General features: G+C 36.9%; 5 protein-coding genes and 1 pseudogene. All 6 read right to left on the bottom strand.

Annotation, left to right across the window (positions count from 1 at the left end; all coding sequences use genetic code 11):
- Window positions 1-208 precede the first annotated feature (208 nt).
- Complete coding sequence (locus HMPREF2811_RS09820; RefSeq protein WP_071409169.1) at window positions 209-1,648, bottom strand: 6-phospho-beta-glucosidase; 1,440 nt, start codon at window positions 1,646-1,648, stop codon at window positions 209-211.
- Window positions 1,623-2,257 (bottom strand): annotated as a pseudogene (locus tag HMPREF2811_RS09815) (histidine phosphatase family protein). Before HMPREF2811_RS09815 ends, HMPREF2811_RS09820 begins: the two are co-directional and overlap by 26 nt.
- An 18-nt stretch (window positions 2,258-2,275) precedes the next feature.
- A complete protein-coding gene (locus HMPREF2811_RS09810; protein WP_071409168.1) occupies window positions 2,276-3,112 on the bottom strand; it encodes an HAD family hydrolase in 837 nt (278 codons plus the stop codon).
- Window position 3,113: 1 nt separating this feature from the next.
- Complete coding sequence (locus tag HMPREF2811_RS09805; RefSeq protein ID WP_071409167.1) at window positions 3,114-4,532, bottom strand: glycoside hydrolase family 1 protein; 1,419 nt, start codon at window positions 4,530-4,532, stop codon at window positions 3,114-3,116.
- A 121-nt stretch (window positions 4,533-4,653) separates the two neighbouring features.
- Entirely contained in the window at window positions 4,654-6,561 is a 1,908-nt protein-coding gene (locus HMPREF2811_RS09800; RefSeq protein WP_071409166.1) for a beta-glucoside-specific PTS transporter subunit IIABC, read from the bottom strand.
- 186 nt (window positions 6,562-6,747) lie between these two features.
- A complete protein-coding gene (gene licT, locus HMPREF2811_RS09795) occupies window positions 6,748-7,611 on the bottom strand; it encodes a BglG family transcription antiterminator LicT (protein WP_071409165.1) in 864 nt (287 codons plus the stop codon).
- Window positions 7,612-7,892 lie beyond the last annotated feature (281 nt).

The following is a 7,892-nucleotide window of genomic DNA, read 5'->3' as shown; positions in this document are numbered from 1 at the left end:
AAATCCACACCAAAAAGTATAGAGCCGTTATTTAGGAGTTGTTAAATTAATACAGGTATCAAAATTATAATGGGCGATTCATCGCACATTATGTAATCCGGCTCTGAAAGGCAGAAAAAACCTTCACTTCGAAAAGTTCCTTTGTGCGCGAGTCGCACAGCAGGCTATGTTCTCCAGTGTTCCATTTCTAAACGCAACTTTTCACACTTTATTCGATACTTGCGCCGTTGGTTGCGATGACTTCTTTATACCAATCAAATGATTTTTTCTTGGTACGTTTTAAGGTTCCGTTACCTTGGTTATCACGGTCTACATAGATAAAGCCGTAACGTTTTTTCATCTCACCTGTTCCAGCTGAAACTAAATCGATACATCCCCACGTCGTATAACCTAATAATGGGACGCCGTCCTCATTAATCGCATCACGCATTGCTTGGATATGTGCTTTTAAGTATTCAATACGGTAGTCATCTTCTACATAACCATTTTCATCTGGTGTGTCAACCGCACCTAATCCATTTTCGACGATAAACAGTGGTTTTTGATAACGATCCCAGATAGCGTTCATCGTAATACGTAAACCTAATGGGTCAATTTGCCAGCCCCATTCAGATGCATCTAAATAAAGGTTCTTAAGTGACTCAAAAATATTTCCGGCTGTTTTTTCTTTAACGGCTGGGTCCCCTGATGCTACACGACTTGAATAATAAGAGAATGAAATGAAGTCAACGGTATGTTCTTTTAATAATGCTAAGTCTTCTTCCGTCATTTCAACCTTGATCTTTTCACGTTCAAATTTTTTCAATGCATAGTTTGGATATTCGCCACGTGCTTGGACATCGATGAAGAAGTAGTTTTCACGGTCTTCTTTCATTGCTTCCCAATAATCTCTTGGATGAGCTGTATTAGGATAATATTGTCCAGCTGCTAACATACAGCCTACTTTATTTTCTGGGTCAATTTCATGAGCAATTTGTGTTGCGCGAGCGCTAGCTACCAACTCATGGTGAGCCGCTTGGTATTTAACTTGCTCTTTATCTTCTCCTGGTTCAAAATATAATCCAGCCCCCATGAATGGTGCATGTAAGATCATATTAATTTCATTAAAGGTTAACCAATATTTAACTAACCCTTTATAATGAGTAAATAAAGTACGGCATAAGCGTTCGTAGAACGTTAACATTTTACGGTTACGCCATCCACCATATTTTTCAATTAAGTGCATTGGACAGTCAAAGTGAGTAATCGTCACTAATGGTTCAATGCCGTGTTTATGACACTCTTTGAATAAATCTTCATAGAATTGTAATCCTTTTTGATTCGGTTCTTCTTCGTCACCATTTGGGAAAATACGTGTCCATGCAATGGATAAACGATAGGTTTTAAAGCCCATTTCACCGAATAAAGCAATATCTTCTTTGAAGCGGTGATACATATCGATTGATTCTTTTGCTGGATAAAAATACCCATCTTCAAAATCAAACATTTTCTTTTCACCGGTAATAATTGCAAGACGGTCTTCACCGATAGGCACGACATCAACGTTTGCTAATCCACGTCCGTCAACATTATAAGCACCCTCACATTGGTTAGCGGCTGTTGCGCCACCCCATAAAAATCCTTCAGGAAATGTTTTTATTTCTGACATTTTTCTCCTCCTCTGATATTCGATAAATCTTTTCTGCAATTGGGTCAATAATCTGAACGATATCAAATTGCCCATTGTCATAAGTGTATTCATAAATGCCACAATTTGGCATAATCGGTACTGGCTCTTTTAGTAAATCTATTAAGAGATACAGCACCCACATGGCTCCGCCATGAGAAACCATTAAAATATTGTCACCTTCAACTTTATCTAGTGTATTCATGATAGTTTCCTTCATGCGCTAGCTACTTCATCTGCTGATTCACCGCCATACGCGACAAAATAATCACCATAGCTTTTAGCACCAGGTTGACGTTTGGGATTTAAGAATTCCGGTTGAGCTTCGAATTCGCCAAAATTCCACTCTTTAAGGCCTTTTAAGCGTGTGTAATCTTGGCCAGGTAAAATCAACTCTAAAGTATCACTGGCTCTTTCTTGTGTTGACGAAAAAGCAGCATCAAATTGAATCTGACGTTCTTCAAAGTATTGCTTAGCCGCTAAAGCTTGTTGAATGCCTAATTCAGTTAAAGGCGAGTCACAAGCTCCTTGTATTCGTTTTTGTAAATTAAATAAAGTTTGACCATGGCGCATTAAAAATAACCTTTTCATTGGCCACCATCCTTTGCATTAAATTAAACCAAAATGTTTAAAAGCGTTATAAATACCGTCATCATCCACTGCATCGGTAATGTAATCGGCCATTGCTTTAATTTCATCGCCACCAGATTCCACAGCCACTCCTACAGCACAATAGTGTAGCATCGGAATATCGATTTTAGCGTCACCAAAAGCAAAGGTATCTTCACGCTTTATATTTAAATGTTTCAATAGTAAATCAATGGCTTTCCCTTTATCAATTTGTGCCACTCCGATATCACCGAATAAGGCTTTTTCACCTGCTCCACCCCAAGTACCTACTTTAAGATGACTAAATTTTTCTTTGGCATCTAAATAGTTTTGGTAAGAATCTAGGATAAATGACACTTTATTTAAATCATGACGATATAAATCCGCTCCATAGATCATGTCTGGAAATGCAGAATCAACAGTTGTTTGCTCAGCATTCTCTTGTCCTTTATAACGTGAGTATTCAATCATCACCGGAGTACCACGCTCGACAAAGTTCTCTGAGGCATATAAACCTGAATTTGATTCTAAATAAAATTCTAATCCTTGATCATGTAACCAATCGACAATTGCTTTGGCATCATCAAAATCGACAACTTGTTCAAAGAGAACTTGGTTACCCAATTCAATATAGGATCCATTGCCGCCAATATAGCCATCAAACCCAATATCTAAAATCTCATCATACATTTCCGCCTTAGAACGACCGGTCACCGTAAAAACTAGGTGACCATTCGCTCTTGCTTGACGGATTGCTTCAATCGTTGAAACTGGAATTTGGTTTGAATAATTGGTAATGGTCCCGTCTACATCTAGGAAGATTACTTTTTTATTCATATTATTGCTCCTCAAATAATTTTTCACCATTGGTAGCAATCACTTCTTTATACCAATCAAATGATTTTTTCTTATAACGTGCTAATGTACCTGTTCCATCATCATGACGGTCTACATAAATAAAGCCGTAACGTTTACTCATTTGCGCAGTTGAAGCTGACACTAAGTCGATGCATCCCCAAGTCGTATAACCCATTACTTCAACACCATCTTTTACAGCTTCACCTACTTGTACTAAGTGTTTTTGTAAATAATCGATACGATAATCATCTTCAACCGTTGGGCCATTTGGACCTTCTACTAACTCATCTTTCGCGCCTAATCCATTTTCAACAATAAATAATGGCAATTGATAACGATCATAGAAATCATTTAACACCAAGCGTAAACCAACGGGATCGATTTGCCATCCCCATTCAGATTCTTCTAAGTAAGGATTGGTGATGCCACCCAAAATATTTCCTTTACCAGAACTATATTCTTCAGGATTATGCGCTTGGGCTACACTCATATAGTAAGAGAATGAAATAAAATCAACCGTATGATTTAATAATAATTCTTCATCTCCATCAGCAAATTGAATTTCAATATTATTATCTTTGAAATAACGTTTGATATAATTTGGATATTTTCCACGTACGTGAATATCAGAGAATAAATAATTTTGATTTTCAAATTGACGAACAGCCAATTGATCTAATGGATGAGAGGTCATTGGGTAAGCTGGCATTGCTAATACCATACAACCCACTTTCATCTCTGGGTTGATTTCATGGGCAATTTTAGTCGCTAAGGCTGATGCTACTAACTCATGATGAACCGCTTGATATAAATCTTGTTGAGATAATTCTTCAGGTGGTGTCACAATACCACCACTCATAAAGGGTGCATGTAAAACAGAGTTCACTTCATTAAAGGTTAACCAATATTTTACACGATCTTGGTAACGTTCAAACACTGTGCGCACATAGCGTTCATAAAATGAGATTAAATCACGGTTAGCCCAGCCATTATATTCACGTGCTAAATGTAAAGGTGTTTCATAATGTGATAAAGTAACTAATGGTTCAATACCATATTTTTCTAATTCATCGAATACACGATCATAAAAAGCCAATCCAGCTTCATTTGGTTCTAATTCATCCCCTTTAGGGAAGATACGGCTCCAAGCAATGGATAAGCGAAAAACTTTAAAGCCCATTTCCGCAAATAAGGCAATATCCTCTTTGTAACGGTGGTAGAAGTCAATTCCTTTTAACTTTAAGTTATCCTCTGTTGGTTCTTCAGTAATCGGACCAAATCCACCATGTGGTGTAACATCTTGGACACTTAAGCCTTTTCCATCTTCATTATATGCACCTTCAAATTGGTTAGCTGCGGTTGCGCCACCCCATAAAAATTCTTTTGGAAAAACTGTCATTACTTATACCCCTTTTCATTTTTAGTTTTCTAACAATATTGTAGCGAACTCCGCTTTGACTTTTCAATTAAAGTCTCCCTTCATTCGCTACAATGCTACTCTATTAAATTACTTAAGCAAATTAAATGATGGCATCGATTAAGTAGTCGCCTGCTGTTACTTCAGCTTCTTGAGTTGAAATTACATCCGTATAGTTATTGGTGTTGGTAATAATAACAGGTGTAATAATTGGTAAACCAGCTGCTTCAATGGTTGGAATATCAAAGTCAATTAATTTTTGACCTGCTTGAACACGGTCATTATTTTGTACATGCGCACGGAAACCTTTACCGTCTAATTGAACGGTATCCATTCCGACATGGATTAAGATTTCTGCTCCAGAATCTGAAGTAATCCCCACGGCATGTCCTGTTGGGAAAATAGTAGTCACAACCCCATTGACTGGTGAAACAACTTCACCTTTATTAGGTAAAATCGCAATTCCTTTCCCCATTGCTTCACTGGCAAATACTTGATCTGGTACATCTTTTAATGCGACTACTTGTCCTGATAATGGTGCGGCGATAATTTCTTGTTTTAATTGTGAAGCCACTGGCGTAACTGTTGCTTCGGTTATCGTCGCTTCGCTAGTCGCTGCTTCTGTTTTATTGCCACCGAAGATTTCAGTCACTCCAAAGAAGTAAGTTAAAACAAATGATACGACAATCGCAATGGCAGTACCGATTAACATATGAATAACACCAGAGAAATCACCATTTTGTGGGTTTACATATGAAGGATAGGCAAAGATTCCTAAACCACCCATATTGAACATTTTAGCACCAGCCCATCCTACATAACCACCTTGGATAGAACCTGCAATACAAGAAATAATAAATGGTTTACGCATTGGTAAAGTTAAACCATAAATAGCTGGTTCAGTCACCCCAAATAGTGAAGAAACAAATGCTGGACCTGCTAATTGTTTCGTTTTATCCTCTTTCGTCTTCATCATAATTGCACCGACAGCACCTGTTTGGGTAAAGTTAGGTAATACCGCTGGTGAGAAGAATGCTGAGAACCCTTGAGTTGCAATTTGATTGATCATCATTGGTACAATGGCCCAGTGCATACCGAACATAACTAATACCTGCCATGATGCACCTAAAACAACACCAAAAATTATTGGATTAAAATTATATAAAGCATTAAATGCACCAGATAATAAATCAGACAACATATTGGATACTGGTCCTACTACAATAAATGTAAGTGGCACTGCAAGTAAAATAGTCATTAATGGAACCCCAAATAATTTCATCACCGTTGGCATCCATGATTTTGTCCATTTTTCAACTTTAGACGCTACCCATACCGCTAAAATAATCGGAATAACGGTTTGATAATAGCTACCCGCTTGAGGCAATGCGAATGGAAGTCCTAAAAAATTAGTTCCTTCAACAATTTGCTCTCCAATACCTGGGTATAATAACGCTCCCGTTACGGCCATCGCAGTAAATTGATTCATTTTAAATTTACCAGCTGCCGTAATCGCTAAGGCAAATGGTAAGTATTGGAAAAAGGCATCTCCGGCTGCATTTAATAAGATATATAAACCAGATGCTGCAATGTTTTCACCACCAACAGCACCTAAAATCGCCACAATCCCTTTTAAAATACCGGCAGCTGCTAAAGCGCCTAAAAATGGTTGGAATAAACCTGACATTAAATCAACGAAGCGGTTAAATAAATTACCATTTGCGACATCGTCGCCTTCATCAACATCTACTGAACCTACACCTGCCACGCCTTGTTTTAACACAGCGTCATACACATCTGGCACATGATTACCAATAACGACTTGGTATTGTCCACCGGCTTGAACAACTGTTACGACACCATCACGTTTTTTCAAGTATTCTGTATCTGCCTTACCTTCGTCTTTTAATTGGAAACGTAATCTAGTAATACAGTGTCTAACACTTTTAACGTTTTCCTTTCCCCCGACATGCTCAACGATGTCTTTGGCTAACTCTGTATAATCTGCCATTTTCCTTACCTCTTTCTATTTTTTATTTTTTATATAATTTTACTACCTAAGAATGAAAAAAACCTAGATAGATAATCTAAACTATTCTTTCATCTGAAAAAGTCGATAGTCCGGCTATCAACACTCTCCAAATAAGCATAACTTAGATTATCCACCTAGGTTTCGCCTGCATTACCAGTCACGATCCTATTCATATGAATTCTTCTGTTGTTTTATTTGACTTTGTGTAATTGAACGTTGGATATGAATTGCTAAATAAACTTGCTCATCTTGATTGATAGTAAATTGATGAACTCTTTCAGTATATTCTTTAATTTTCTCCGTACATTCAAACGCTTTAGGATAAGACGCTTTTACTTGTTCAAACAAGAAAGAATCAGCTTCTCCATGATTAAGTTTTTTAACAATCCGTTGCGCAAAAAATTGTAAATGTGTGACAAATCTGGAATAAGTAATGGATTCTTCATCAAAATTAATCCCAAAATAATTGCGTACAATATTTAAAATATCCCGTACAATCTTCGTCATTTTAATGGTTTGTTCTAGATGATCACCTTGCTTACTCGCATTCACTAAATGCAATGCAATAGAGGTAGCTTCACTTTCATCAAATTGAACCCCTGCTATCTTTGCTATGACATCAAGCGCTTCTAAACCGATAGCGTACTCTTCAGGATAGAAGTTTTTTACTTCCCATGAAAGCGGGTTTTCTAAAATAATTCCATCTTGTTGTCTTTCAATCGCAAAGTTAATATGATCCGCTAAAGCAATATAAACATTTGACTTTAAGGTAAGATCCAATTTCTTTTCTGCTATATCAACAATTTTTAATAAGGCATCAATAACTTCTGGTTTGGTACTTTCATATAGATCTGAGAAAATTGAAGCAGATTCTTCTTTTAATACAAAGGTCTTCTCCACAACTTCTTCTGCGATATCATCACCGAATTTTTTACCAAAAGCTAATCCCTTCCCCATCACAATGACTTCTTTATTAGATTCGTCCACCGTCAAGGCCACGTTGTTATTGAAGACTTTAAGAATCTTCACCTTATCACCTCACCCTCTCAATGAAAAAAACCTATATAAATACAAATTGTCATTCAATCGATACTTAGCCCATAGCTATAAAAAACAACTTGTATGTATATAGGTTTTGCCTGCATGACCAGTAACAATCCTGATGAATTTATATTATCAAAGTTCTTTTTATTTTGCAACCCCTTTTATAATAATATTTTTTGAAAGCACAGAAAGTTTAAAAACGATTAATTTCGCTTAGGATTATTCAATCGCACAGTTGGGAGTGGAACAGAAGTAGAAAATTGAAT

The sequence above is a fragment of the Globicatella sp. HMSC072A10 genome, assembly GCF_001811625.1.
In the GTDB taxonomy this organism is placed as follows: domain Bacteria; phylum Bacillota; class Bacilli; order Lactobacillales; family Aerococcaceae; genus Globicatella; species Globicatella sanguinis.
The sequence above is the reverse complement of the archived record's forward strand: the minus strand, read 5'-3'. Positions and strand labels throughout refer to the sequence as shown.